The following is a 26322-nucleotide window of genomic DNA, read 5'->3' on the forward strand; positions in this document are numbered from 1 at the left end:
TTTTAGATTTTAGCCCCGATAATTTCGGGGCTAATTTTTGAATGTAGATACTAGATAATTAATAGTAAATTAAAAAATGAACTGGTACGTAGTTTACACCAAACCTAAGTGGGAAAAGAAAGTCGCAGAGCGGTTGAACGAAATAGGTGTTATAGCGTATTGTCCTTTGATAACTAAAGTGAGTCAATGGTCTGATCGCAAAAAAAAGGTGGAGCTGCCATTGTTTAATTCCTATATTTTTGTTCAGCTCAATGAAAAGGAGCGCAATGCTATTTTTGAAATTCCTGGTGCCATTCGGTATTTGTTTTGGCTAGGGAAACCCGCCGTAGTAAAAGAAACAGAGATCCAAATCATTCAAGATTGGTTGAGTGCACCAGATACTTATGAAGTTAGTGCAGACACTTGGCAAAAAGGAGATAAGGTCGTGTTAGAATCGGGTCCTTTTGCAGCGCAATCTGCTATTGTGCAAGAGGTAAAACACCATCATTATGTATTGGTTTTAGAATCTTTAGGATGTATTCTTAGAGTGGAAAAAAAATAATTTATTTTTTTTTGTTAAGTAAAAAAAGCAAAAGAGCGTCTTGTTTTAGGCTTAAGGTGTTGGTTTTCAATGTTTTTTTGCTGTTGTTTTTCTTTAAAAGAGCTAGCTCTGAAAACGCTAAATCAGGAGTTTAAAAAGAAGGTAAAATCTTTTTTTTTAATGTAAATTTGCAAACTCTTAATAATACGGTGACCTAATATTGGGACTCACTGCGGCGAAGCCGTGTAAAGGGGTCTCTTTTTCTTGTAAAATAGAAGAGTGTAGATGTCTAGTGTTTATTAAAAAAAATATTAAATAGCTTGTTTTAATTCAAGCGAAAAATTAAATAGAATATGAAAAAAATAATTACAGCAATTGTCCTTTTTATAGCCCTTTTTCAAACGAGCTCTTTGATGGCTCAGGATATTCTAAAAGGGAGTGATTTAAGTACTGTAAGAGTTGATTATTTAACCGATGCTGAAATTTTTAAAATAAAAACACAGTTGCAAAGTAATAATTTGACTGTTGACCAAGCTGAGCCAATGGCCTTGGCCAAAGGAATGAGTGCTTCGGAGTTTGCCAAATTAAAAAAGCGTTTGGCGATGCCTTCGTCCAGTGATTCGGAAAAAACGACGACAAAGAAAAAAGTCAAGAAAGAAGATTTTGAATATGAAGAGGGAAATGGTGAAGATTCCGAACTTAAACAAGAGAAATTCAAAAATAAGAAATTCAAAGACACACTTAATTTACTTGTTTTTGGCTCTGAGTTGTTTGATAATCCCACTTTAAATTTCGAACCTAATTTAAAATTGGCTACTCCTGTAAATTACATTTTGGGACCTGCAGATGAATTGCAAATCAGTGTTTTTGGAGTTCAAGTGTTTGAGGATAAAATAACGGTTTCTAGAGAAGGTATAGTATCAATACAAAATGTTGGTAATATACAGGTGTCTGGACTGACAATTGAAGCAGCTACTCAAAAAATAAAAGGAGCTATAGCTCGTGTTTATAGTACAGTACGTTCAGGACAATCAAAAGTAGAGGTAAGTTTAAGCCGAATTAGAACTATAAAAGTAACTATCATAGGAAGTAGACTTCCTGGTAACTATTCCATTTCATCACTTGCAACAGTGTATAATGCTTTGTTTCTATGTGGAGGTCCCTCAAAAAATGAGAGTTATAGAAATATTGAGTTAATAAGAAATAATAAGGTTTATAAGATTATTGATATTTATCGTTTTCTAGTGAGTGGTAATCAATCGGATAATGTTGGTTTAAAGGATAATGATGTTATTCGGATTCCAGCGTACACTAATAGAGTTACGGTAGAAGGAGAGGTAAAACGACCTGGGATTTTTGAAATAAAAAAAGGAGAGCGTTTTTCAGATTTATTAACTTTTACTTCAGGATTTAATGAGTTTGCTTACACAGCTTCAGTAAATGTATTGCAAAAAACAGGAAAAGAGTATAAAGTCGCAGATATTCAAGCATCAAAATTTAGCAGTTATATTCCGTTAAATGGAGATGTCTATAAAGTTTCCAAAATCTTAAACCGATTTGAAAACCGTATCGTAATTGCAGGTGCTGTTTTTAGGCCAGACACCTATTCTTTTTATGAGGGGATGCGTATTTCTGATTTAGTGGCACAAGCCGAAGGATTAAAAGAAGATGCCTATAAAAACAGAGCTATCATAGTGAGATTAAAGTCGGATTTGACAACGGAAGTTGTAAATGTAAATCTAGAAAAAGCTTTGTTGGGGGACATGAATGCTAATATTACCTTGCGTAAAGAAGATAAAGTAATGGTATATTCTATTTTGGATTTCAAGGAAGAATATAAAGTTACTATCGATGGAGAAGTAAAAACTCCAGGTGTTTATGAATACCATGAAAACCTAACTTTGAATGATTTATTAATAGAATCAGGGGGGTTAAAAGGGTCGGCTTCCAAGAGAGTGGAAATAGCACGAATGATAAAAGCCGAAGAAATCGATGTGAACAACCCAAATAAAGTTGAATTATTTAATATAGAAATTGCTTCTGATAATAATGAACAGCTAAAAAACTTTGTATTAAAACCATTTGATGTTGTAAATGTTAGAAGGATGTCTGTTTTTTCAAAACCAGAAATGGTAGTAATAAGCGGTGCTGTAGCCTATCCCGGAAAATATGTTTTAGCCCATAAGAAAGAAAAAATATTTGATGTTATCAATAGGGCAGGGGGATTAACAGCAAACGCTACTTTAGGAGGTGTTAAAATTATGAGACCTATATCAGCAGATCAAATTGATGAATTGCAAAATGTAAATGCGGATAGTAAAGATACGATTCAAAACAAATTGGCACGGAAATTAAAGGAGGATATAAAGTATTCTACAATCCCTGTAAATTGGGAAAAAGTGCTTAAAAATCCAAATAATAGTAGCAATATCGTTTTGTTACCCGGTGATGAAATTGAGGTTTCATTCTTTAAAGAAACAGTTAAGGTTGTGGGTAGCGTGCTTTTAACGTCGGAAATTCCTTATGCAAGCGGAAGGGGTTTTAGTTATTATTTGAATGCTGTAGGAGGTGTGAATGCTAAAGGTTGGAAGAAAAAAGCATTTGTCATTTATCCTAATGGTAGAGCTGCTGTTTCCAAATCGAGATTTTTGTTTTTTAGGACGTATCCAAAAGTTACCCCAGGTTCTCAGATTGTTGTTCCTGAAAAACCTCTTACTAAAAAATTAACAACGGGAGAATGGGTAAGTATTGGTAGTGTCATTACCAGTATGGCATTGTTAATTATTACCGCTTTTAAATAACTGGGTTCTCATAATACAGAATTCAATAATGTTAAAGCTGAATTTAGATAACAAATGATTGAAAAATAAACAAAATAAGTTGATTTAAGACTACAGAAAATACACAACAAATAATTGAATACCGAATTAAATGAACGAACAAATACCCAACGACGAAATATCTTTAAAAGAGTTATTAGAGAAAGCCAAGGAATGGTATGCCTATTTGCTGTCACAATGGAAAATCATTGTAATAGCAGGAATTATAGGAGCTGCTTTGGGATTGACCTACTCCTTTATTAAAAAGCCCGTTTATACCGCAACATTATCGTTTGCTTTAGAAGATGAGAAAGGTAGTGGTGGCGGTTTAGGAAGTGCGCTTGGATTGGCGAGTTCATTAGGATTAGACCTTGGCGGAGGCGGAGGCGGTAGTATATTTACAGGATCCAATTTGACAGAGCTATTTAAGTCTCGTTTAATGGTAGAACAGACATTATTGACTCCTGTTACAGTAAATGGAAAAGTAATTTCTTTGGCTGAGATGTATATCGAGAATAACAAATGGAGAAACGATTGGAAAGACAATCCAAAATATAAGAATATACATTTTTTACCTAATGCCAAACGCAAATATTTTACACGCATACATGATAGTATTATGGGAGTGATGTATGGAAGTTTATCCAAAGAAGCATTGAGTGTTGCACAAAAGGATAAAAAAATTGCCATTATAAGTGTGGATGTTGCATCGACAAACGAATTGTTCTCTAAATATTTTTGCGAAGCACTTGCTAAACAAGTAAGTAAATTTTATGTAGATACCAAAAGTAAAAAAGCCAGAATGAATATGGCTATTTTAGAAAAGCAAAGAGATTCTATTCGCAGAGAACTTAACGGAGCTATTACAGGAGTAGCAGTTGCCAATGATAATACTTTTGGACTGAATCCCGCTATGAATGTAAGACGTGCCCCTTCAGCCCGCAGACAGATAGATGTACAAGCCAATACGGCCATATTAACAGAGTTGGTCAAACAAAGCGAATTGGCTAAAGTGACATTACGCAAAGAAACACCGTTAATACAAGTAATTGATCGCCCTATTTTACCTTTACCTAAAGAGCGTTTTGGTAAAGCCAAAGGATTAATGATAGGTGGATTTTTGTTCGGGTTTTTAACAGTACTGTTTTTGATAGTAAAGCGGTTATTAAAATCAATAATTCAATAATTTTTTTAAATAATAAATTATTCTTCAATTAAGACACCAAATGAATATCCTTAAATTAATTGGCCGAGATTCAGAAATATTTGAAAAAGATATTTTAAAGTATGAAAATGAACTTTCTAAAATTGTTGGTAGTTCTTCTTTTTTGGTAATAGGTGGTGCTGGGTCAATAGGTCAAGCGGTAACCAAAGAAATTTTTAAACGCAATCCATCAAAGTTACATGTTGTTGATATCAGCGAAAATAATATGGTGGAACTGGTTCGTGACTTGAGAAGTTCTTACGGGTATATCGACGGGGACTTTCAAACTTTCGCCTTGGATATCGGATCTGTTGAATATGATGCATTTATCAATTCGGACGGAAAATATGATTATGTTTTAAATCTTTCGGCTCTAAAACACGTTCGTAGCGAAAAAGATCCGTTTACATTGATGAGAATGATTGATGTGAATGTTTTCAATACCGAGAAAACTTTACAACAATCGATAGAAAACGGAACCAAGAAATATTTTTGTGTTTCAACAGACAAAGCGGCTAATCCGGTAAACATGATGGGAGCTTCCAAGCGTATCATGGAAATGTATTTGATGCGTAAAAGTCAACAGATAAAAATTTCCACCGCCCGTTTTGCCAATGTGGCCTTTTCGGATGGGTCTTTATTACATGGCTTCAACCAACGTATTTTAAAAAAACAGCCTATAGTGGCTCCCAATGATATTAAACGTTATTTTGTAACTCCAAAAGAATCGGGAGAATTATGTTTGATGTCCTGTATATTCGGGGAAAATAGAGATATTTTCTTTCCTAAATTGAGTGAGAACTTGCATTTGATCTCTTTTGCAGACATAGCCGTTAAATACTTGGCTGAAATTGGATACGAACCCTATTTGTGTGAAAATGAAGAAGAAGCCAGAGATAATGTTGAGGCTTTGCTAGTCCAAAAAAAATGGCCGTGTTTGTTTACAGCCAGTGATACTACAGGAGAAAAAGATTTTGAGGAGTTTTTTACTGATAGCGAGGTTTTGGATATGCAACGTTTCGAAAACTTGGGGGTTATTAAAAATGAAGCTAACTTTGATCCATCTAAATTAGAAAATTTTACCGCTAAAATTGCTCAGATGAAAACAGATGAAAAATGGGATAAAGAGGAAATTGTCGCTTTGTTTCATGTAATGATTCCAAATTTTGGACATAAAGAAACCGGTAAATATTTAGATTCAAAAATGTAATTATGGCAGATATTAATTCGGTTATATCCTTTATAAAAGCACAGTTTAAAACGGAAAGTTTTATTCCGTTGCACGTTCCTCATTTTGGGGGTAACGAAAAAAATTACTTATTAGAAACTATTGATTCTACTTTTGTGTCCTCTGTAGGGGCTTATGTGGATCAATTTGAATTGATGATGCAAGGCATTACCCAAACTCAAAAAGCAGTTGCTGTTGTTAATGGTACTGCGGGTATTCAAGTGGCATTGCGGTTAGTGGGTGTGAAAGCGGGGGATGAAGTATTGACACAAGCACTGACTTTTGTAGCTACTGCCAATGCTATAGCGTATCAAAATGCAATCCCTGTTTTTTTAGATGTTGATTTAGACACGATGGGATTGTCTCCTAAGGCGGTTGCTTCATTTTTAGAAGAATTTGGTGATTTGCGTGAGGACGGTTGCTATAATAGAAAGACAGGCAAAAAAATAAGTGCCTGTGTACCGATGCACACTTTTGGATTTCCAGTGCATTTAGACGAACTGATTAGCGTCTGTAATGCTTGGAAAATCCCAGTGGTAGAGGATGCTGCAGAATCATTAGGCAGTGAGTACAAAGGAAAACCAACAGGGAGTTTAGGGAAAGTAGGTGTTTTTTCATTTAACGGAAATAAAATAGTGACCTGTGGTGGTGGTGGTGCCATAGTTACCAACGACATTTCAATAGGGGAGAAAGGAAAATACCTAACCACTACAGCCAAAATTCCACATCCATATGAATATGTGCATGATGAAATGGGTTATAACTTCAGAATGCCCAACTTGAATGCTGCTTTGGCATGTGCCCAATTGGAACAGTTGGATGGTTTTTTAGATAATAAAAGAAAATTAGCCAAAGAGTACCAATCATTCTTTGCGACTAATGGGATAAAATTCAGAACTGAAACGCCTGAGACCAAAGCAAACTATTGGTTGATGTGTGTGGAGTTGGAAAATAAAGCTGAACGTGATTTGTTTCTGGAAACAACCAATGTGAACGGAGTGATGACCCGACCAATATGGCAATTGATGTATCGTTTGCCGATGTATGCTCATTGTCAGAAAGACGGGCAGATCAATGCTGAATTTTTAGAAGAACGAATTGTTAATATACCAAGTAGTGTTAGATAAAGAATAAATAATGAGTAAAGTAATTATTATTGCAGAAGCTGGAGTTAATCACAATGGAGATATTAATTTAGCAAAAAAATTAATTGATGTGGCCTCTGAGGCTAATGTAGATTATGTAAAATTTCAGACGTGGATAACTGAAGATATTGTTGATAAATCAGCTGCCAAAGCAGATTATCAAAAAAACAATGATGGTTCAGATACTACTCAATTTGAAATGCTTAAAAGATTAGAATTATCTTTCGAGGATTTCAAAGTGCTTAAAGTTTATTCAGAATCCAAAGGAGTTAAGTTTCTTTCAACTCCAGATGATTATAAAAGTTTAGATTTCTTAGCAGATGAATTACAGCTTCCTATTCTTAAAATCGGTTCAGGAGAGGTTACAAACATCCCGTTTTTAAGACGTTTTGGACAGAAAAAAAAACCAATTATTCTCTCTACAGGAATGTCTTCGATTGGTGAAGTAGAAAAAGCATATTATGCTCTAATAGAATCTGGTGCCCCATCAGTTACAATTTTGCATTGTACTTCAAATTACCCAGCTTCTCTAGAGTCTGTTAATTTAAAAGTAATGGGTACTCTTGCTAAAGTATTTAATACAGCTGTGGGATATTCTGATCACACAGAAGGTGTTGAAGTTTCTCTAGCAGCTGTTGCGCTTGGAGCAACTGTGATAGAAAAGCATTATACATTAGATAAAAATTTACCTGGACCAGACCATAAAGCTTCCCTTGAACCTGAAGAGTTGAAAGAGATGGTATTACAGATAAGGAATATTGAGAAAGCAATTAGTGGGGATGGATTAAAAAAAGCTCATAATTCTGAAATTGAAACCAAAAAAATTGTTCAAAAAGGAATTTATTTGAATAGAACTATTAGTTCGGGAGAAATCATTACTGATGAACATTTGATAATGAAAAGACCAGTAAGTGCATTAAGTGCTCAGGATTATGATTTCGTTATTGGCAAAACTGCTAATAAAGAAATTGAAGAAGGGGAAGTGCTAAAACTAAACGATTTGAATTTTGAATAAAATAAAAAACATTGCTGTTTTTACCTCTATTAGGTCTGAATACGGTTTGTTAAGCCCATTAATTCGAGCAATTGACAAGGACTTGGATTTTTCACTTGATTTACTTGTAGGAGGAGCACATTTAATAAAGGAATACGGGGAAACTATTAATCAAATTATAGCGGATGGATTTAAAATATCTGAAACATTTGATTTTTTAGATATCAATAACCATGACGATTTTTCTACAAGTTCTTTATCTAATTTGCAAGAACAAATTGGCAAGTATTTTTATTTTAACCGGCCAGATTTAATATTTGTTTTAGGAGATAGATATGAGCTTATACCTGTTGCTTCTTCAGCATTACTTTATAATATTCCTATTGCTCACATTTCTGGTGGAGAAACAACCGAAGGAGCTATCGATAATCAAATTAGACATGCGTTGACTAAAATGGCTCATTTGCATTTTCCCGCTACAGATATTTATAAAAAGAATATTTTAAAAATGGGAGAAGAAGAATGGAGGATTTGTACTTCAGGAGAACCAGGTCTAGATGAAATCTTAAATATGGATTTTATTGAAAAAGATGATTTGTTTGAGGACTTAGGTTTGTCATTAAATAAGAAAACAATTTGTTGTACTTTTCATCCTCAAACAATTGACAATCTGATTGATGGTGATTTTGTTGAAAGTCTTCTTAGGGAAATCAGTTGTTATAATGAATTTCAAGTTTTAATTACGGCTTCTAATTTTGATAATGGGGGTAGAGAAATTAACGGAGTGATTGAAAAATTTGCTTCTGAAAACAGTGGTGTTGTCTTTGTTCAAAGTTTGGGGCAAAAACGATATTATTCTTTATTAAAATATGCGGATATTATGATTGGAAACTCTTCGAGTGGATTAGTTGAAGCTCAATCGTTTAATTTACCAGTAATCAACGTCGGGAATAGACAAAAAGGAAGATTATCAAATGTGAATGTAATTAATTGTGGAATTGATATAAATGAAATATTAAGTACCATTAAGTTTGGCGTTTCAGATGAATTTAAGTCGGTTTTTCACAATAAACCTAATATATATGGTGATGGGACAGCATGTGTTAAAATTATAAACTTTTTGAAAGCGTTACCATCAAATAATTTATTGGTAAAAAAAGATATTTTTTAAATCATGGTTTTAGACAAATATATTGGAGGTGAGTATGCATCTCATGATTTGGATAAATTCATTATGGAAGATAATCAAATGCTATATGATTATTTTCCAGAGTCACTGAATGAAAAAAAAAGAGTTTTTTTTGAGACAGGAACCGATGCTTTAGCATATATTATTTCTGAAAAATGTAAAGTTCAAAAGGATCTTCATTTATGGATTCCTGAGAATTATTGTATGGAAACAATAGAAAGGCTACGATCTAAATTGAAAATTCTCGATGTTAAAATTGTAGGTGTTTTTAAATATAATTCTACTGAGCAAATCAATAGTACTATTGGTATCTTAAATTGTATTTTATTACTCCATTATAATTGCTTTAGTGAAATATCCAAATTTAATTTTGGCAAAGATTCCTTTGTTGTTGAAGATTTCGTGCAAGCCCCTTTTGATATTAAAAAGTCTAGATCAGACTATGCAATTAATAGTTTGCGTAAATTTTGCAATCTAGAAATTGCGGTTGCTTACGTCGATACTTCTACGAAAGTTGATAAGATGTCAAATTCCTCTTATTTTGAGTTCAAGAAGAAAGCAGAATTAATTAAAACAGCTTTCTTTAAATCAAATAATAGTGCCTTTGAAATAGAATATCTTAATTTATTTAAGAGAGCAAATGACGAATTATTTACAACCACAATTCAAAGTGCAAATCCAAGTGAGATACATAGGTTAACAAGGATTAAATTTGATGATATTTTAAAAAGGCGAATTTCAAATTATAATTATTTGAAAGCTAAATTAAATTCAATAGTACCTATACAGATTATTAAAGGGGAATATATGTATTTTATGATTAAGTGTGATAAGCGTGACGAATTAAAAAAGTTTTTAGCTAACAAAAAAATTTTTACTGCTATACATTGGTTAGATGCGAATTCAAATGAAACAAAAAATAGTTTATCGATTCATATTGACCATAGATATGGATTTAGTGATTTAGATAGAATAGGGAATGCAATAAACATGTTTTATGCAAGATAAATATTCAATTATAAACAAATTAAATATAGCAGTCTATTTTGATTTATTAGAAGCATTAAATCTTGATTTAGATATTTATTATTACCCGGAATTCCTTGAAATAGATGCTAATATTCAAAAAGGGGAGTATGAAATTTTTATAGCTCAAAAAAACGAAGATATTTTTATTTATCCATACATAAAACTTGGTTTTGAAAAGGCAGAATTAAACAATTTTTTCGATATTTCTTCTCCTTATGGATATTGTGGGCCTTATTGTTCCAATCCAAATTTTTTTGTTGAAGCCGAAATTCTTTTCAATGAATTTATGTCTAAAAACTGCGTAACAGAATTTGTTAGGTATCATTTTTTATATAATGAAAATCTAAAGTTTAGCCAAGGAATAACAAATTTTCAAAATAGAACAATTGTAACCTTGGATATCGATCAATCTTGGGAAGACATTTGGACAAAAGAATATTCAGGAACAAATAGGAACGTAATACGAAAACTTGAAAAAGAAGGATATAATTATTTCGTAACTAGAGAGAAAGACGACTTAAATGAGTTTGTCGAGATGTATTATTTAACTATGAATAATGTTGGGGCTGGTTCTTTTTATTTTTTTGATAAAAAATTGATAAAGGAACTTTTTGATAATTTAGGAGGAAAAATAATACTTACTAGGGTAGAGAAAGAAGGGGTAAGTTATTGTTATTCTTTATTCTTAATCAGTGGAAATATAGCAACCTATTATTTGTCTGCTAGAAATTTAGAACACTCAAAGGTGCCCGCTACAAATTTTTTATTGTCAAAGACAGTGGAATGGCTTCAGGATAAAAATATAAACACAATAAATTTAGGCGGTGGTTTAACAAATGATTTAAATGATCCTTTGTTTAAATTTAAATCAAATTTTTCTAAATCTAAAAATGATTTCTATATTGGTAAACGTATATTCAATCATGAAATTTATAAGGATATTGTCAATTCATGGATTTCAGTTCATGGACAAGAAGATTATGAGAAGAGAAAACACATATTGCAGTTTTATAGGTAAGTGTTTTTTTTATAGACTAATAGAATCAAATAAAAAACAATAGACAGTTCCAATTGAATTGTTAATGAATATAATCACATGGAAAATTATAAACTTCATCTAATCGTTTTTGGTAGTTCAATAAAACAAGCACTACTTGTTTTAAATGAACTACCGCAAGATGCTATACTTTTTGTAGTAGATTTTGACGATAAGCTAATAGGTGCGCTTACTGATGGGGATATTAGGAGAGGATTACTAAAAGGATGTACAATTGATAGTTTGATTGATGAAGTTATTCAGGAAAATCCTAGATATATTACTAAAGGAGAGAATAACTTGCATAAGATTATTGAATATCGAGAAGGTAATTTTAGAATAGTACCCATAGTTGATGAAAATCATAAGGTAATAAATGTAATCAATTTTAGAAGAGTAAAATCGTATTTGCCAATTGATGCTGTTATAATGGCTGGTGGTAGAGGACAACGTTTGCAACCATTTACGGATACGATGCCTAAACCACTTTTAAAAGTGGGTGATAAAGCTATAATGGAACACAATGTAGATCGTTTGACTTTATTTGGAATTGATGATTTTTGGGTTTCAGTAAAATATTTAGGAGAACAAATTGAGAATCATTTTGGAAATGGAAAAGGAAAGAATATTAAAATAGAATATGTTTGGGAAAATGAGCCATTAGGGACAATAGGTGCGGTTTCTCAAATTAATAATTTCGAACATGATTATATATTAGTAACGAATTCAGACTTATTAACAAACATTGATTACGAACAGTTTTTTCTAGAATTTATAAATCAAGATGCCGATTTGGCAGTGTTGACCATTCCATATCAAGTTAATATTCCTTATGCCGTTTTGGAAACCAATAAAGGGGAAGTAAAAAGCTTTAAGGAAAAACCGACTTATACTTATTATTCCAATGGAGGGATTTATTTGATGAAAAAAGAAATGTTGAAATATATACCGAAAAATACTTTTTTTAATGCCACCGATTTAATGGAAGAATTGATCAAAAATGAATTAAAAGTTATTTCTTATCCTTTCTTGGGTTATTGGCTAGATGTTGGTAAACATGAAGATTTTGAGAAAGCCCAATTAGATATTAAGCACATAAAATTTTAATGAGAATACTATATTTAATTACAGCAAGAGCTGGGTCAAAAGGATTGCCAGGAAAAAACATAAAAATGCTTGGCGATAAACCACTTATACAATATTCAATTGATTTTGCTTTGCACAACATGAACCCTGAAGATGTTTTGTGTGTCTCAACAAATGATGATGGAATATTAGAATTATTAACTAAGTTAGAAATTGAAATTCCGTTTAAACGACCGGAGGAATTAGCCTCAGACGCTGCTGGATCTTATGAAGTAATTATGCATGCTTTGAAACATTATGAAGTTAATGACATAGTGTTTGATGCAGTATTGCTTTTGCAACCGACTTCACCTTTTCGTCATCAAGATGATATAGCTAATTTATTTGAAACGTATGATGAAGAATGTGATATGGTTGTTAGTGTAAAAAAATCTAAAGAAAGTCCTTACTACACAATATTTGAAGAAAATGGGGATAACTTTTTGGAAAGAAGTAAAAAATCTAGTTTTACACGAAGACAAGATTGCCCTGATGTTTTTACTTATAATGGATCTATGTATTTGATGAGAGTAGATTCACTTAAAAAAACTCCAATTAGTGAGTTTGAAAAAATAAAGAAAATTATTATGCCTGAGGAAAGAAGCATAGATATAGATACTATGGCTGATTGGGTTTTGACGGAATATTATTTGAATATACAATGAAAATAGTAAGTTGTTACATATACATGTTTAAAAAAGAATAAGATGATTAAATTACTTCTTGGTAAATTTTTTATAAAAATAGACAATTTTAAAAATAATTGTATTTATTCTGTTTTTAGAAAAAAATATAATTTAAATAAAAATTTTAGATTTAATGGACGGGACATTATATTTTATGGTGATGGAGACATTGTCATAGGGGATAGTTCATACATTGGTGAATTATCTACTATTCAGGTTGTAAAAGGGAATAGTGTAAAAATCGGTAAAGGTTGTCAAATAAGCCATAATGTTAGAGTCTACACTTCTACGGATATAGCAGACCAAGATTTTTCTCTAGAAAATAGATTAAAAAAGAGTGCAAATGTTATAATTGGAGACTTTGTGTGGATAGGTGCAAATGTTTTTATTAATCCAGGAGTAGAAATAGGAAATAATTCTATTATTGGAGCTAATAGCGTTGTTACTAAAAGTGTTGAAGCTAACACAATTGTAGGAGGAGTTCCGGCTCGAATTATCAAGCAAAAGTCATACAATTAATGATTTAGAATAACTATTAACTAAGGGGGGAACTTAGTTTTACAAATTGTGTTTTAAGCAAAGAAGCTTGTTAAGATAAAATTAACAGTTTCAAATAAATTATTAAAAGATAAAGTTTTATGTCAGAATTATTTGAATCATTTTTAAATAAAGAAAAAGTCATTTCTGTTACAGGTTTAGGATATGTAGGGTTACCTCTCGCTTTAGAATTTGCGAAGTATTTCAAAGTGATAGGTTTTGATATCAATGTATCTCGAGTGGAGTTAATGAAAAATGGAATAGATCCTTCGAAAGAATTAGAAGCTAATGCTTTTGACGGATGTGATATCATGTTTACCTCTGATGTGGAGGATTTGAAAAAAGCACATTTCCATATAGTTGGTGTGCCGACTGACATAGATGAAAATAAAGTGCCTAATCTAAATCCATTGTTAGGAGCTTCAAGAAGTGTTGCTTCGGCACTAAAAAAAGGAGATTATGTAGTTTATGAATCAACTGTTTACCCTGGTTGTACTGAGGAAGATTGTGTTCCTATATTGGAAACTATTTCAGGTTTAAAAGGAGGTGTTGATTTTAAATTTGGATATAGCCCCGAACGAATCGTTCCTGGGGATAAAGTGAAAACCTTGACTAATATATTAAAAATAGTTTCTGGTAATGATGAAGAAGCTTTGGGAGTTATTTCTGAAATATATAGCACAATCATTAAGGCGGGTTTGCATAAAGCAGAATCAATAAAGGTTGCGGAAGCCGCGAAAGTTATCGAAAATACCCAACGAGACATCAATATTTCATTGATGAATGAGCTGGCTATCATTTTTGATAAAATGGGAATTGATACCAAAGCAGTAATTGAAGCGGCTGGAACCAAATGGAATTTTCATAAATACCAGCCAGGTTTGGTTGGTGGACATTGTATTAGTGTTGATCCATTTTATCTGATGCACAAAGCCAAACAACTGGGAATAGACCCTCAGGTTATTGCTGCAGGGAGACGTGTTAATGATTTTATACCTAGTTTTATAGCCAAAAGAATTGTTCAAGCTCTAATAGAACAAGATAAAAATCCTGGAAAAGCTAAGGTTTTGGTTATGGGTATTACTTTCAAAGAAGATGTTTCAGACATCAGAAACTCAAAAGTGGTTGATTTAGTGAAAGAGTTGATGGATTATTCTATCCATGTCCATGTTATTGACCCGCATGGATGTCCTAATGAATTGGCTCATGAATATGGAATTACATTGATTGAAGAGCCTGTGGGATTATATGATATTATAGTATTGGCAGTAGGGCATCATGAATATATTCAAATGACTACAGAAGATTTTAAAAAATTATCTAAGGATGAAATTTACATGTTTGATATAAAAGGGATGAAGAGCCCAAAAGAGTTTAAAAACTACTGGAGGTTATAATTTAAAGATATTGATTTGAAAACAGATTTCATCATTATAGGAGGGGGTATCGTAGGGCTTTCAACTGCCTATCATTTAAAAAAACAAAACCCAAAATTAAAAGTTATTGTTTTAGAAAAAGAATCTAAAATTGCCTTGCATCAGACAGGTCATAATAGTGGAGTGATTCATTCGGGGATTTATTATAAACCTGGAAGTTTAAAGGCCATAAATTGCAAAAAAGGCTATGATCAATTGATTCAGTTTTGTAACGAAAATGAAATTAAATATGATCTTTGCGGTAAAATAATTGTAGCCACCGAGAAAGAAGAATTGGCTATAATGGCTGGGATTTATGATAGAGGGGTAGCCAACGGACTTTTGGGAATTAAGAAAATTAACGCACAAGAGATCAAAGATATTGAACCACATTGTACTGGGATAGGAGGGATTTGGGTACCTCAAACCGGAATTATAGATTATATCGAAGTTTCACAAAAATACGCTGATTTGTTTGTTCAACTAGGAGGTGAAATTTTATTTGAACAAAATGTTCAAGAAATCAAGTCTATTGGTAATAGTTCTGAAATACAAACGAAAAACAATCGTTTTGAAACGAAATGGATTATCAACTGCGCAGGATTGTACTCGGATAAGGTTGCGAAAATGACAAATGCAGCGCTTGATGTTCAAATTTTGCCTTTTAGAGGAGAATATTTTAATATTAAGAAAGAAAAGGAACATTTAGTCAAAAATTTGATTTATCCAGTTCCAAATCCTAATTTTCCATTTTTAGGAGTCCATTTTACAAGAATGATTAATGGTGGTGTTGAAGCTGGTCCTAATGCAGTATTAGCATTTGCGCGTGAAGGATATACCAATAAAACGATTAATTGGAAAGAACTTTTGGAAACACTAGGTCATTCCGGTTTTCAAAAAGTGGCTATGAAATATTGGAAAGATGGGATGTACGAAATGTATCGTTCTTATTCAAAAACAGCATTCACAAAAGCATTACAAAGATTGATTCCAGAAATTCGAAAAGAAGATTTAGAACACAGAACCGCTGGAGTTCGTGCTCAAGCTTGCGACAGTAAAGGGAATCTCTCTGACGATTTTTTAATTTTTGAAGATAACAATATAATTAACGTATGTAATGCACCTTCACCAGCTGCGACATCATCATTAGCAATAGGCGAGAGTATAGCTTCTCTCGCATTAAAAAAATATAATTAAGATTATGAAGAATCCCATTCAAATGGTGGATTTAAAAACACAATACCACCACATAAAAAACGAAATAGATCAAGCGGTAATTGATTGTATAGGTAGTACTGCTTTCATTAACGGACCAGCGGTTAAAGAGTTTCAGTCTGGTTTAGAAAAATATTTAGATGTAAAGCATGTTATTCCTTGTGCGAATGGTACAGATTCTTTGCAGATAGCTATGATGGCTTTAGGACTTGAAAGAGGAGACGAAGTAATTTGTCCTTCTTTTACTTATGTTGCTACGGCAGAAGTTATTGGTTTACTGGGTTTAATTCCAGTTATGGTAGAAGTTGATGAAAACACCTTTAATATTACTGCCGAAATTATAGAAAAAGCAATAACGCCAAAAACTAAGGTAATTGTGCCAGTTCATTTATATGGTCAATCGTGTGATATGGAATCAATTATGAAGTTGGCTAATAAATACAATTTGTTTGTTATTGAAGATAATGCCCAAGCAATTGGAGCTACTTATACTTTCTCGGATGGACGTACTGCCAAAACAGGAACGATAGGACATATCGGGAGTACCTCTTTTTTTCCATCAAAAAATTTAGGTTGTTATGGTGATGGAGGAGCGTTAATGACTAATGATGATGAATTAGCTCAAAAGATGAGGATGATTGCCAATCATGGACAAGAAAAAAAATATTATCATAAGGTTTTAGGATGTAATTCTAGATTGGATACCATACAAGCGGCTATACTTAATATTAAATTAAAGCATTTAGATAATTACAGTCAGGCACGTAATCAAATGGCTTCTTTTTATGATACTGCTTTTGCAACTATTGAAGAAATTCAAGTTCCAAAAAGACAAGCTAACAGTACACATGTTTTTCATCAATATACTATGAAAATTAAAAATGGTAAAAGAGATGAATTGCAAAAGTTTCTTTCTGAAAAAGGGATACCCAGCATGATATATTATCCACTTCCATTATATAGACAAGAAGCATTTCAGCAATTTGTGGATTCAGATTTTAAATTGCCAATTACAGAATCTTTATGTGATGAAGTAATTTCGTTACCTGTTCACACCGAAATGGAATTAGAGTCAATGGAGTATGTTTGCAGTCAAGTAAAATTATTTTTTAATAACTAAAATATGCAAGATTTTTTCGCACACGAAACTGCATTAGTTGATGTAGGTTGTACAATTGGGACTGGTACTAAAATATGGCATTTTTCACATATTATGTCTAATTGTACACTTGGAGAGAAATGTAATATTGGTCAAAATGTGGTTATATCGCCAGAAGTTATATTAGGGAATAATGTTAAAGTCCAAAATAATGTTTCCATTTATACAGGAGTAACTTGTGATGATGATGTTTTTTTGGGGCCATCCATGGTTTTTACAAATGTAATAAATCCTCGTAGTGCAATAATTAGACGGGAACAATATGCCAAGACCCATGTGGGTAAAGGAGCCAGTATTGGTGCAAATGCCACAATAGTTTGTGGACATGACATTGGTGAGTATGCATTTATAGGAGCAGGTGCCGTGGTAACAAAAAATGTCCCGCCTTTTGCGCTTGTGGTTGGGAATCCAGCCAAACACATCGGTTGGGTTGGCGAGTATGGTCACCGTTTGGAGTTTAATGAAAAAGGTATTGCTGTTTGTCATGAAAGCAAGCAAGAATATATGTTAGAAAATAATACAGTAACTAAAATAAGTTAATTGAAGATGGGTAAAATAAAATTTGCAGTAATTGGCTGTGGACATATTGGAAAAAGACATGCGAGTATGATTCTTGGAAACTCCGATTTCGAATTGGTAGCATTGTGTGATATCAAAAAAAGAGAAGAGTTGGGTTTAGAAAATTATCCAAATGCCAAGTTTTTCTATTCACTAGATTCTTTATTTGATTCTGGGATAGAAGTTGATGCAGTAGCAATAGCAACACCTAATGGATTTCATCAAGAGCAAGGTTTACAAGTGTTAGAAAATAACTGTCATGTTGTAATAGAGAAACCAATGGCATTGACAAAGGCAGGTTGTGAGCAAATTATTTTTAAGGCCCTTCAAAAACATAAACAAGTGTTTTGTGTAATGCAAAATCGTTATTCTCCACCTTCCGTATGGTTAAAAGAAGTTCTTGAAGCAGGTATTATGGGTAAGATTTGTATGGTGCAAATCAATTGTTACTGGAACAGAGATGATCGTTATTATAAACCAGATAGTAAAACTGGTAAACCTACAAGTTGGCATGGGACTAAAGAATTAGATGGGGGTACATTATTTACTCAATTCTCCCATTTTATTGATTTGATGTATTGGTATTTCGGTGACGTAACTAACATTAATGCCCGATTAAATGATTTTATGCACGAAAAAAGCACAGATTTTGAAGATTCAGGGTTTGTAACTTTTGATTTTGTAGATGGCGGAATTGGAAATTTGAATTACTCTACGGCTGTTTGGGATAAAAATTTAGAAAGTTCCATCACAATAGTTGCTGAAAAAGGGTCTGTTAAAGTAGGAGGACAGTATATGAATGAAGTAGAATATTGCCATATTAAAGATTATGTAATGCCAGTTCTTGCCGAAAGTAATCCGCCAAATGATTATGGACAATATAAAGGTTCAGCCGCAAATCATCATTATGTATATGAGAATATTTCAAATGTAATAGCAGGTAAGGATAGTATTTCCACGAATGCCTTAGAGGGGATGAAAGTGGTTGAAATAATAGAGAAAATTTACTCATCGAAGTAGTATATTGTGTTGTTATAATGTTTGTTAAAATAACAGCTTCATAGAGGTACGCCAGTTAAAAAGAGTACTACTTACAGATTGTGACTATTTATAGTTCGTTGGATAAGTTGGTAAAACAGTAAACGTTAATAAGCACAATGCTAGGAAAAATTTTAAAATCTTCATTATTCAAATCATCGGGTATTTATACGATAACATCGATTATCAACGCAAGTATTCCATTTTTATTAATACCAGTGTTAACACGCGTTTTTTCTCCTGAAGATTATGGTATTGTTTCAATGGCGGCTATTATAATAAATATTGTAACCCCATTTATTGGGGTAAGTGCTCATGGTGCAATTCATCGAAAGTATTTTGAGGAAAATAAAGAGTTAGATTTTCCTCGTTATGTAGGCAATGCCTTTTTACTATTGCTTTTTAGCACTTTTGCCTTGTTTATTTTGTTTTTATTATTTGGCAATTTTATCAGTAATTATACTGCTGTACCTTTCGAGTGGCTTATTGTTATTTTGTTAGTAGGGGTTTGTCAATTTGTTACGATGACCTTATTGACTATTTGGCAAGTAAAAGTAAAACCATTTAAATATGGTGTTTTACAAATTTTACAATCCATATTGAATGCTGGGTTTTCTTTGTTTTTTATTTATCAACTTCATTATGGTTGGCAAAGTCGGCTGTTAGGACAATTGATTTCCGTATCAATAACGGCATTAATTAGTTTGTTTTTATTAATAAAGCTTAAATATGTAAAGTTTAATTATAATAAAGCAGATTTAAAAGATATCACATCTTTTAGTTTTCCTTTGATACCACACATTTTGGGGGGGTTACTCATTGCTTTTACAGATCGTATTCTAATTACTAATTTAATAAGCGTTACAGATACGGGCGTTTATACCGTAGCCTATCAAATAGGAAGTGTTTTAGGATTAGTTAATACGGCTTTTATAGGTGCTTATGTTCCGTGGCTGTATAATAAATTAAATCTTAACGATTTTCAGGTTAAAATTAAAATTGTAAAATTCACGTATTTGTATTTCTTAGCTTTAATTTTAGTTGTTGTTTTTTCTGTATATATATTGCCGTTGATATTGTCGTTTCTTATTGGGAAATCTTTTCAAAGTGCGATTCATTATATCCTATGGATTATTTTGGGATATGCTTTTAATGGTATGTATTTAATGGTATGTGGTTTTATTTTTTATGTTAAAAAAACTAAACTGTTATCTATTGTAACACTATCTACAGCCCTGCTTAATATTCCATTGTGTTACTTTTTTCTGAAGTGGTTTGGAACAATAGGAGCTAGTATTTCTATGGCAATAATATATTTTATATCATTTGTAGCAACTTGGTATTTAAGTAATAAGGTTTATGAAATGCCATGGTTCAGTACAAAATTATATCGTAATGTAGCATAAATTAAAGCATGAAAAATTATTTTTATTTTATTCTTTTTTTAATGTCATTTACGGTTAATCTAGCTTATGGTCAAATAGGTAAAAGTAAACTTTACTTGGCTATTGATGATTATGGTGATGTTGCTAAAGCCTTTTTGAAAAAACAAGGTAATAAAGGGGTGAAAGTTATATTGGGGGATAAAATTTATCCGGATAAACCAGATTTGAATCAGGAATGCTCTGTGAATACGGACACAATTGCCAAATATATAGTTCAAGCTTTTCCTGATAAAAGTGCTCATGGAATTGGGGTCTTGGATTGGGAAGGGAGATCGTTTGATATTTTAATGTTATTTCCTTCTAATAGCCCTGTTTATCAATTTGTATTAAAAGAATTTTTAAAGGCAATCAAAATTGCAAAACAAATACGCCCTAATGTAAGTTGGGGCTATTACGGCATTCCTTTTAAAAAGGATAATTTTAAATCAGTTTCAGAATGGAAGCATGGTAATGACAAGATTGCGCCATTACTCAAAAGTTGTGATGTATTTTGTCCAAATTTATATTTATATACTCCTTCTAATTTAGATGTGTCATTAGATGTAAAGGAAAGTATAAGATTAGGAATTAAATATAATAAAAAGGTATATCCTTTTATATGGCAACGTTATAACGGAAAGGAAAATGGCGAATACAAGTTTGATGTTATGCTCAAAAAGGATTTTGTGGATAACTATGCAGTTACCATTTTAAAAACAAAGTTTAAAAACAAAAAAGTAAATGGAGTCATTTGGTGGTCCTATGATACTTATTTTTATTTACATAACGAGGAAGTTTTTCTTAAAGAGGCTGTTGATTTTAAATCATTCATGAAAAAATATGATAATACTATCATAGATTACTCCTCAGGAATTATAAAAGCTTATAAATAAAATGAAGTTAGAAGATATTGGTCATATTATAAATGACATCGAAAAGAGATTTGCAGTTGATGAATGGGAAATTGACGGTATTAAATTTTGGCCTCTTATAAGAATAGAAAACTACAGTATATTGTCTTACCAAACAGTAAATTCTGGAGGAATAAAAACAAGATCATTAGGATATGTAGGAATGGTTTTGAAGGCTAAAATAAGAAGGCTAATAGCCATGACCTCAGATCTAAAAAATAATGCAAGTTTAAAAAAAGTAGATATTTTGTTAAAAAGCGACGGTGTTTCTTTTACAAAACTGCACAATACTTGGTATGAAAAATTTTGTGATCCGATTGTAGATTACTACAAAAACACGTCTACATCCACATTACGGTTAGATGATGCTCATTATTTTTACTCGCCACGTTATTCACCTTCGATATTTATTCAAACAAAAATAGATAATATTATTATCAAAGCCTTATTAATAAATAAGGTGATAAAAATAAAATTTGAAAAAGAAAATTGGGTAGATTATGAAAAATTCCTTGAAGATGGTTTTGCAAATAAAAATTTTGCCACATTGCCAGGTAAAGAAGTTGTTAGAGCCAAAGTTTATAAAATCAAGAAACTTAAAGCCTATTATATTAGTGTATTACAAAAAACAAAACCGAGGTTAGCCCTTGTGGTTTCGTATTATTGTGATTCAAATATGGCATTCATACAAGCTTGTAATGATTTAGGGATTAAAACAATAGACATACAACATGGTGTTCAGGGGGAATTACATCTTGCTTATAGTAAGTGGGAAAAAGTTCCGAAAATTGGTTATGGGTTGTTACCAGATTATTTTTTGGTTTGGTCAGATGATGAAAAAGATATAATAGACACTTGGAATACCAATGTTATAAAGCATAAAGCGCTAATTAGCGGGAACATGTTTTCTGAAATTTGGAAAGATAATTCTAGTAGATTAGTCAAAGATTATGATGAAGCATTTAACAAAACAAAAAAGAATAATGTTGCCTCGATTTTAGTTACATTAAGTCCAGGTATGTGTACTGACGAATTGATGGGGGAAACATGGAAATTATTAAAAAACATCCAAAATCAATATGATTTATTTATTAGACTACATCCCGTTATGATGAGTGATAAATTTAAAATAATAAAAAAATTAAATGACAATGGGATTGTAAATTTCGAAATTGACATATGTTCAGTCATGCCTTTATATACTGTACTTAGAAACATTGACATTCATATTACTGTACAGTCCACAGTTGTAATTGAAGCTTCTGAATTTGCAAAGCCTTCAATTATTACATCGGAGTATGGTGCTTCTTTATATAAAAAATTAATTAAAAATAAATTAGCGTACTTTTGTGAAAATCATACAAAAATGAAGGATTTAATTGAAAATTTATTAGCAGTTAATACTCTTGTTATAGTTGATGAAAAACAACCTAAAAAAAATATTTTTGATAATCTAAATCAAATATTAAATGGAGAATAATATAATTATTGTTGATTACGGTCTAGGCAATTTGAAGTCTATTCAAAACATGTTAAAAAAAATTGGCTATAATGCGATTATTACAGCCGATAAGAAAGAAATAGAAAAGGCTTCTAAATTAATTCTCCCAGGAGTTGGATCTTTTGATGTAGCTATGAACAATATTTACTCAAATAACCTACAAGAATTGTTAGATAAAAAGGTATTAGTAGATAAAACACCTATTTTGGGTATTTGTTTAGGTATGCAAATTATGTGTAAGTCTAGCGAAGAAGGGAAAACTAAAGGTTTGAATTGGATAGACGCAGAGGTAGTAAAGTTTAAATTTGCAGATACCAAGTTTAAATCACCACATATGGGATGGAATGTAGTCAAACCTATTCATAGAAATTCTTTATTTAAAGACATAGATTTTGAGGAAATTAAATATTATCATGTACACTCTTATTATGTAAATCTTAATGATATGAACGATGAACTTTGTAGTACAAATTATGAAAATAATTTTACGTCTGGATTTCAAAAGGGTAATATTTATGGTGTACAATTTCATCCAGAAAAAAGTCATAAATATGGATTTGAATTATTAAAGAATTTTGCTTCAATATAAAATGCTTAAAACAAGAATAATACCTAGTTTACTCCTTAGAGGGGACGGCTTAGTTAAGACCAAAAAATTTAGTTCGCCGACCTATGTTGGGGATCCTATAAATGCGATAAAAATCTTTAATGATAAAGAAGTTGATGAACTTATATTTTTAGATATAACAGCAACAAAAGAGAACAGAGAGCCCAATTTGAAACTAATAGAAGAAATAGCTGGAGAATGTTTTATGCCGCTAAGTTACGGAGGGGGGATTAGATCAATTTCTGATATTGAAAAAATTTTGAAAATAGGAGTTGAAAAAATTGTAATTAATTCATATGCTGTTGAGAATCCTGATTTTATAAAAGAAGCTTCTCTAGTATTTGGAAGCTCTACAATTGTAGTTTCGATTGATTATAAAAAAGATATATTTGGTAAAAATTTTGTTTATTCAAAATCAGGAACGAAGAGGCATAAAATTAGTCCTTTAGATTTTTGTAAAATTGCAGAAGATATGGGGGCTGGTGAAATCATGCTTAATTCTATAGCAAGAGACGGACAAATGCAAGGGTATGATATAAATTTTTTGAATACAGTTGTAAATAATGTTTCTATTCCTGTAATTGGTTGTGGAGGTGCGGGTAATCTCAATGATATAAAAAATTTAGTTGATTTTACAAATATAGCGGCAGTGGCTGCGGGTAGTTTATTCGTTTTTCACGGCCCGCATAAAGCTGTATTAATAAATTACCCAAATCAAATTGAACTTAAAAAGATATTAAAATAAGATGATAAAAGATAGCGGATATAAAATTTGTAATAGATGTATAATGGATACCACAGACTCAGATATTGTTTTTGATGAGCAAGGTATTTGTAACCATTGTAAAAGGGCAGAGACTCTAATAAAGGAACGTACTTTTGAAGATTTGGAAGAAAGAGAAAGAAAATTATTAGCATTAGTAGAAAAAATAAAAACGGACGGTAAAGGTAAAAAATATGATTGTGTAATCGGTGTAAGTGGTGGTGTTGATAGCACGTATGTAGCCTATGAAGTATTGAGATTAGGTCTTAAACCACTTGCAATTCATTTGGATAATGGTTGGAATTCGGAATTAGCTGTTAGTAATATTGAAAAAACTTTAAATAATCTAGGTATTGACTTGTTTACTTATGTTATCGATTGGGAGGAGTTTAAAGATTTACAGTTAGCCTTCTTGAAAGCATCTACTCCTGACGGCGAAGTGCCTACAGATCATGCTATTATTTCTATTCTTTATAAAATGGCTAGCAAGTATAATGTTAAGTACATTTTAAATGGTGTTAATTTTGCAACAGAATCTATTCTTCCCTTGAAATGGGGATATGGTTATTATGATTATAAATATATTAGCGCAGTACAAAAGAAATTCGGAGAGAAGAAAATTAAAACCTATCCACACTTTGGGTTGGTTAAACTTTTCTACTACATGAAAATTAAAAAAATAAAATTTGTGCCATTTTTAGATTATGTTGATTATAAAAAAGCAGATGCTATGGAAATTATACAATCCAAATTGGGATGGGTTTATTACGGCGGAAAGCATTATGAATCAATTTATACAAGGTTTTTTCAAGCATATATTTTACCTAATAAATTTAATATTGATAAAAGGAAAGGTCATTTGTCTAGTTTAATTGTATCCAATCAAATAACAAGATCTGAAGCTCTCGAGGAGTTAAATAAAGCTATTTGTGAAGAAAGTATGTTAAAGAATGATTACGAGTATACACTTAAAAAGTTTGGATTAACAAAAGAGAATTTTGATGCCATTATGAAATCCAAAACTAAAACTTTTGAAGATTATCCTAATCAGTTTCAATTGTTTGAAAAATTAAAAAAAGTAAGAAATAGGTTTAAAATTTAGTTGTCTTAAATTTTTAAAATTTAATTTTGTTTACATTTATAACTTTATATGTTTAAAAAAAGTGTATTATTAAGTAATCTTTATTTATGGTTATTTTTTATTTTCTGTCTTATATTTTTATACACTATTGGTATAGACGCAATGAAAGGGAATATTGATTTTGAATTCTATGCAGATACTGAGACGTATATGAGTATTTCAGAAGAAAATTATTCTTTTCAAGAAATTTTATTAATTAACCCTAATTTAATAGGACCATACACTATTCTGAGGCTCTTAGGCAATAGTTATTATTTTGTTTTTTTTTTAAATTTCTTGATTTTTTCTTATTTTTTTTTAAAACTGACTAAGTTGTATGATTTAAATAGAAATCTTCTTTTAGTTTTGTTAATTATTAGTCCAATAATGTTTGGAAGTTTAATAGGTATTAATAAAGAAATTTTTTCAGTATTAGTAATAGCTTTAATGTTGGTATATCATAAAAAGCAAAAATATATTTATATATTTTTAGCTTTTTTACTTGCGTTTTTGGTAAGATGGCAAATGGCTTTGTTTGTATTGGTATATACAGTAATGACAAGTAAATTTAATCCAATTAAAGATAAATTTTTTTTAAATGTCTTTGTCTTTTTAGCGTTAGTGTCCATATTATATCCACTTAATTTAAGTTCGTTTGAGGATATAGATAGTGTTGCAAGTGAGGCTAGGGATAATAAAGTAGAAGGCAGTGGATTGTTTTCAATTTTAATTTCTATACAAAATTATCCATTTGGATACCTAATAGTCTTTATACCCAAAGCGCTTTTTCTTTTAGGAGGTATTTTATTTAGGTTTTATAAAGTATTCGATTTTAGTGATATTTATAATAATTTATTTATTTTCATACAAAGCTTGTTGTCAATTATATTGCTTGTTCAGATTGTAAGAAAAAAAATATCCATACATAACCATTTTATTTATATGGGGGTTTTGTATTGTATAATATTTTGTTTATCTCCAATTTATGCTCCTCGATACTTGTTTCCATGCTATATATTTATGGCTTTGGCATTATCGGAAAGAAAATTTACAGATTTATCTTTAGATCAATCAGAACCCATCATTAATTAAAAGCTAC

General features: G+C 31.4%; 23 protein-coding genes and 1 pseudogene. All 24 read left to right on the plus strand.

Features of this window, described 5'->3' with window-relative positions:
* Window positions 1-76: 76 nt before the first annotated feature.
* The 24 genes and pseudogenes from FNW52_RS13265 to FNW52_RS13380 all read left to right on the plus strand — a co-directional run bounded on the left by FNW52_RS13265 (window position 77) and on the right by FNW52_RS13380 (window position 26315).
* A complete protein-coding gene (locus FNW52_RS13265) occupies window positions 77-541 on the plus strand; it encodes a UpxY family transcription antiterminator (protein ID WP_143377930.1) in 465 nt (154 codons plus the stop codon).
* A gap of 332 nt (window positions 542-873) precedes the next feature.
* A complete protein-coding gene (locus tag FNW52_RS13270) occupies window positions 874-3321 on the plus strand; it encodes an SLBB domain-containing protein (protein ID WP_143377931.1) in 2448 nt (815 codons plus the stop codon).
* A gap of 130 nt (window positions 3322-3451) precedes the next feature.
* Window positions 3452-4525: a Wzz/FepE/Etk N-terminal domain-containing protein gene (locus tag FNW52_RS13275; RefSeq protein ID WP_143377932.1), complete on the plus strand. Its 1074-nt coding sequence runs from the start codon at window positions 3452-3454 to the stop codon at window positions 4523-4525.
* Between the two features lie 40 nt (window positions 4526-4565).
* Window positions 4566-5753 carry a UDP-N-acetylglucosamine 4,6-dehydratase gene (locus FNW52_RS13280; RefSeq protein ID WP_143377933.1) on the plus strand — a complete coding sequence of 396 codons (1188 nt, stop codon included), beginning with the start codon at window positions 4566-4568 and terminating at the stop codon, window positions 5751-5753.
* A 2-nt stretch (window positions 5754-5755) separates the two neighbouring features.
* Entirely contained in the window at window positions 5756-6898 is a 1143-nt protein-coding gene (locus FNW52_RS13285; protein WP_143377934.1) for a LegC family aminotransferase, read from the plus strand.
* A gap of 10 nt (window positions 6899-6908) precedes the next feature.
* Complete coding sequence (neuB, locus tag FNW52_RS13290) at window positions 6909-7931, plus strand: N-acetylneuraminate synthase (protein ID WP_143377935.1); 1023 nt, start codon at window positions 6909-6911, stop codon at window positions 7929-7931.
* Window positions 7924-9081: a UDP-N-acetylglucosamine 2-epimerase gene (gene neuC, locus FNW52_RS13295; protein ID WP_185965980.1), complete on the plus strand. Its 1158-nt coding sequence runs from the start codon at window positions 7924-7926 to the stop codon at window positions 9079-9081. Before neuB ends, neuC begins: the two co-directional genes overlap by 8 nt.
* 3 nt (window positions 9082-9084) lie before the next feature.
* On the plus strand, window positions 9085-10107 hold the full coding sequence (locus FNW52_RS13300; protein WP_143377937.1) for a hypothetical protein: 1023 nt from the start codon (window positions 9085-9087) through the stop codon (window positions 10105-10107).
* Complete coding sequence (locus FNW52_RS13305) at window positions 10097-11146, plus strand: GNAT family N-acetyltransferase (protein ID WP_143377938.1); 1050 nt, start codon at window positions 10097-10099, stop codon at window positions 11144-11146. Before FNW52_RS13300 ends, FNW52_RS13305 begins: the two co-directional genes overlap by 11 nt.
* A 78-nt stretch (window positions 11147-11224) precedes the next feature.
* On the plus strand, window positions 11225-12271 hold the full coding sequence (locus tag FNW52_RS13310; protein WP_143377939.1) for a nucleotidyltransferase family protein: 1047 nt from the start codon (window positions 11225-11227) through the stop codon (window positions 12269-12271).
* Window positions 12271-12954: a cytidylyltransferase domain-containing protein gene (locus FNW52_RS13315; protein WP_143377940.1), complete on the plus strand. Its 684-nt coding sequence runs from the start codon at window positions 12271-12273 to the stop codon at window positions 12952-12954. Before FNW52_RS13310 ends, FNW52_RS13315 begins: the two co-directional genes overlap by 1 nt.
* Before the next feature lie 375 nt (window positions 12955-13329).
* Window positions 13330-13473, plus strand: a pseudogene (locus FNW52_RS21315) (DapH/DapD/GlmU-related protein); the annotation flags it as partial.
* A gap of 140 nt (window positions 13474-13613) precedes the next feature.
* Entirely contained in the window at window positions 13614-14909 is a 1296-nt protein-coding gene (locus FNW52_RS13325) for a nucleotide sugar dehydrogenase (protein WP_143377942.1), read from the plus strand.
* Window positions 14910-14924: 15 nt separating this feature from the next.
* Window positions 14925-16124, plus strand: coding sequence for an L-2-hydroxyglutarate oxidase (gene lhgO, locus FNW52_RS13330; RefSeq protein ID WP_143377943.1), 1200 nt, complete (start codon window positions 14925-14927; stop codon window positions 16122-16124).
* A gap of 4 nt (window positions 16125-16128) precedes the next feature.
* Window positions 16129-17262 (plus strand): DegT/DnrJ/EryC1/StrS aminotransferase family protein, encoded by a 1134-nt coding sequence (locus FNW52_RS13335; RefSeq protein ID WP_143377944.1) that lies wholly within the window; start codon window positions 16129-16131, stop codon window positions 17260-17262.
* A gap of 3 nt (window positions 17263-17265) precedes the next feature.
* Window positions 17266-17841: an acyltransferase gene (locus tag FNW52_RS13340; protein WP_143377945.1), complete on the plus strand. Its 576-nt coding sequence runs from the start codon at window positions 17266-17268 to the stop codon at window positions 17839-17841.
* A 6-nt stretch (window positions 17842-17847) separates the two neighbouring features.
* Entirely contained in the window at window positions 17848-18879 is a 1032-nt protein-coding gene (locus FNW52_RS13345; protein ID WP_143378027.1) for a Gfo/Idh/MocA family protein, read from the plus strand.
* A gap of 137 nt (window positions 18880-19016) precedes the next feature.
* On the plus strand, window positions 19017-20303 hold the full coding sequence (locus FNW52_RS13350; protein ID WP_143377946.1) for a lipopolysaccharide biosynthesis protein: 1287 nt from the start codon (window positions 19017-19019) through the stop codon (window positions 20301-20303).
* Between the two features lie 8 nt (window positions 20304-20311).
* Window positions 20312-21214 carry a hypothetical protein gene (locus FNW52_RS13355; protein WP_143377947.1) on the plus strand — a complete coding sequence of 301 codons (903 nt, stop codon included), beginning with the start codon at window positions 20312-20314 and terminating at the stop codon, window positions 21212-21214.
* 1 nt (window position 21215) lies between these two features.
* On the plus strand, window positions 21216-22712 hold the full coding sequence (locus FNW52_RS13360) for a hypothetical protein (RefSeq protein ID WP_143377948.1): 1497 nt from the start codon (window positions 21216-21218) through the stop codon (window positions 22710-22712).
* Window positions 22702-23322, plus strand: a complete 621-nt coding sequence (gene hisH / locus FNW52_RS13365; RefSeq protein ID WP_143377949.1) for an imidazole glycerol phosphate synthase subunit HisH — start codon at window positions 22702-22704, stop codon at window positions 23320-23322. Before FNW52_RS13360 ends, hisH begins: the two co-directional genes overlap by 11 nt.
* Window position 23323: 1 nt before the next feature.
* A complete protein-coding gene (locus tag FNW52_RS13370) occupies window positions 23324-24085 on the plus strand; it encodes an AglZ/HisF2 family acetamidino modification protein (RefSeq protein ID WP_143377950.1) in 762 nt (253 codons plus the stop codon).
* A 1-nt stretch (window position 24086) separates the two neighbouring features.
* A complete protein-coding gene (locus FNW52_RS13375) occupies window positions 24087-25205 on the plus strand; it encodes an N-acetyl sugar amidotransferase (RefSeq protein ID WP_143377951.1) in 1119 nt (372 codons plus the stop codon).
* A gap of 48 nt (window positions 25206-25253) precedes the next feature.
* Window positions 25254-26315 (plus strand): hypothetical protein, encoded by a 1062-nt coding sequence (locus FNW52_RS13380; RefSeq protein ID WP_143377952.1) that lies wholly within the window; start codon window positions 25254-25256, stop codon window positions 26313-26315.
* The last annotated feature ends 7 nt before the right edge of the window (window positions 26316-26322 follow it).

Source organism: Flavobacterium sp. ZT3R18 (genome assembly GCF_007097385.1).
Taxonomy (GTDB): domain Bacteria; phylum Bacteroidota; class Bacteroidia; order Flavobacteriales; family Flavobacteriaceae; genus Flavobacterium.